The sequence below is a fragment of the Rhodococcus sp. P3_B8 genome (genome assembly GCF_056402775.1).
Window position 1 is genome coordinate 1 of sequence record NZ_JBFUGT010000526.1, and the last position, 2,759, is coordinate 2,759.

The following is a 2,759-nucleotide window of genomic DNA, read 5'->3' on the forward strand; positions in this document are numbered from 1 at the left end:
CACGTTCAGCGGGCCGGTCATGCGCACGGTGGTGCGCAGTCCGCTCTCACCGGTTTGTTCGGTGATGATCGCGGTCAACGCCGGGCGCAGGGCGAACCCGTCGTTCCCTCCGTCGTGCAGTTCGAAGATGGCGGTCCGGACGTCGGTGATGATGTCCTGGACGTCGTCGATCATCTCCGACAATCGTTGCCGGCCTTCGGGGACGCGGGTCCGCCCGTGGGCGCTTTGCAGGTGCAGGCCGTGCGCGAACAGTCGTTGGATGACGTGGTCGTGCAGGTCACGGGCGATCCGGTCCCGTTCGGCGATCAGCGACAGGGCGGTCAGTTGGCGTTGATCATCGGCCAGTTTCAACGCGAGGGCGGCCTGGTCGGCGAAGGCGGCGGCCAGGGGCAGTTGGCGGTCGTCGAACGGTTCCCGGCCGCGGCTGCGGATGAGGGCGAGGACCCCGGTCACCGAGTCCGCGGACACCCGCAACGGCAGCAGCACCGCCGAACCGCCGGGTGGGCCGGTGTCGCTGATCTCCGGGACCCGGATCAGTGTCCCGGTGCGGTAGACCCGGCCGATGGCGGTGTCGTCGACGCCGATCCGCATGCCGGGCACGCTCGGATCGGTTCCGGCGTACGCGGTGACGGTGAGGGTGGTGACGTCGGCGGCCTCTTGCTCGAGGTCATCGGGTCGGGCGATCAGGACGTGGTCGGCGTCGGCCAGGTGGCGGGCCCGGCGGGCGATCAGGTCGAGCACTTCGCTGGGGTCGATGGCGGCGAGCAGTTCACCGCGGATGTCGCTGGCCGCTTGCTGCCACTGCTGGCGTTGTCGTGCTTGTTCGAAGAGGCGGGCGTTGTCGATGGCGATCCCGGCGGCCGCGGCGAGGGCTTCGATGAGGATTTCGTCGTCCTCGGTGAAAGGCTGGCCTGCGGCTTTGTCGGTGAGGTAGAGGTTGCCGTAGACCTGCCCGCGGATGCGGATCGGCACGCCGAGGAAGCTGCGCATCGGCGGGTGATGTGCGGGGAACCCCACAGACGCGGCGTGCCCGGTGATGTCGTCCAGGCGCAGCGGTGCGGGGCGGTCGATGAGTAGGCCGAGAAGGCCGTGCCCGGTCGGCAACTCCCCGATCAGGCGGCGGGTGTCGTCGTCGATGCCCGCGTAGACGAATTCCTGCAACCCGTCTCCGCTGTGGTTGAGCACGCCGAGGGCTCCGTATCGGCAGTCGACCAGCCTGATGGCCGCGTCGACGATCCGCCGCAGTGTCGCTGCCAGGTCGAGGCCGGAGGAGACGGTGAGCATCGCCTCGAGCAGTCCGTCGAACTGCTCCCGGGAGGCGGTCATCTGCTCGATGCGGTCCTGCATCTCGGCCAGCATCTGCTGGAGCCGCAGTTGCGAGAGCGTGTCGAGCAGCAGTGATTCGTCGTCTCCTGGCATCGTCACCAGCTTTCTGCGCCACTTCCTCATGCGCCCGCCGTTGAGAACGCGGACGCTGCCGGGCGGTGGCGCGTGCACCCCGAGGATATCCCCATCTCGTCGAGGTCAAACCCGGTCACGGGTGGCCGCTGCGGCACTGGTGACGCCGAGCGACAGTGGTAACGACTTAGGACTCTAACCCTGCCGGGACGACASGCTCATGCTGAAGGAGGTAGGCGCACGCACCCGACCGAATGCGTCTGGAAAGAAGACCACAGTGTGATGCGCACCTCCGACMMTGACGGCACCCTGACCCCGACCGAATGCGTCCACGCATTGCAGTCGGTGCCCACAGGTCGTCTGCTCTACACCGAGGACGCCCTGCCCGCGGTCCGGCTGGTGACCTTCGCCGCCCCCCGCGCCGAGATTGTCATCGCGACCGAGAACGAGTCCTGGTTCGCCCGCTTCGATCGGACATTCGTGGCATTCGAGGCCGGGCATGTCGAGTCGGGAACCCGCGCCGGATGGAGTGTGGTCGTGCTCGGTCACGCCCGCACCGCTACCGGCACCGAGTATCTGTGCGGGTTCGACCACACCGGCCCCTCGCCGTGGACGATCCGGTCCTCGGATTGTTACCTCGTCCTCGACATCGAGTACGTCACTGGCCGCCGCCTGACCCTGCCCCGGCTGGCAGGCGACCAGCGATAGGGCTCCCACTGCGTGGTGACCGTGGTCGGACTTGGCCTCGGTAGCGGCGCGATCACCACCGATTTCTCCGGCACTGGGGCCGGAGACGCACTCGACTCTTCGTCTCGGGGCACGCTCAGCTCATCGCATCGGACGGGGCGGACGGGGCGGGACGTGCCACCGTCGTCGTGTGGGTGACGATGCTTCGGCTCGGTGCGGTCCAGCGAGCTCAGTTCCAGGGCCGAAGGTAACTCGTCCGGGCGTCCTTGGAGGCCAGTGCCGGCATGCCGGACCGCCGTCCACGCACCCCCCGTGGAACGCGGCTGGGAAGGTGCTCTCTCTGTCACTTCTGCCGATGACCTTGTGCTCTACGCCGCGCGCCCTGGGTGCGGAAGACTCGGATTGCGCAAGGATGGCCGAGGAGGCACGGGATGAATACCCATCAGTCATCCACATCACACTGGTGGAGACTGACTCCGTGGAGCCGAAATCCCCTCATGCGGACCAGGGACCGTCTCGATGTCGTCGTCGCGGCCGTCATGATCACCTTCGTCCTGATCATGGTCCCGTTCGCGGCGGCGTTCGGAACGGTGACCAACACCCGCCTGAACGATCAGTCTCGCGCCGAACTGCAGAGCGGACATGCACAAACTGCTGTGCTCATCGACGATCCG

General features: G+C 67.5%; 2 protein-coding genes. One reads left to right on the forward strand and one right to left on the reverse strand.

Going from position 1 to position 2,759, the window contains the following annotated elements; all coding sequences use genetic code 11:
* On the reverse strand, positions 1-1,419 hold a 1,419-nt coding region (locus AC1D1G_RS44040), incomplete at its 3' end, for a GAF domain-containing sensor histidine kinase (protein WP_477956803.1).
* 261 nt (positions 1,420-1,680) lie between these two features.
* Here AC1D1G_RS44040 and AC1D1G_RS44045 point away from each other — a divergent pair.
* A complete protein-coding gene (locus tag AC1D1G_RS44045) occupies positions 1,681-2,106 on the forward strand; it encodes a pyridoxamine 5'-phosphate oxidase family protein (RefSeq protein WP_477956804.1) in 426 nt (141 codons plus the stop codon).
* The last annotated feature ends 653 nt before the right edge of the window (positions 2,107-2,759 follow it).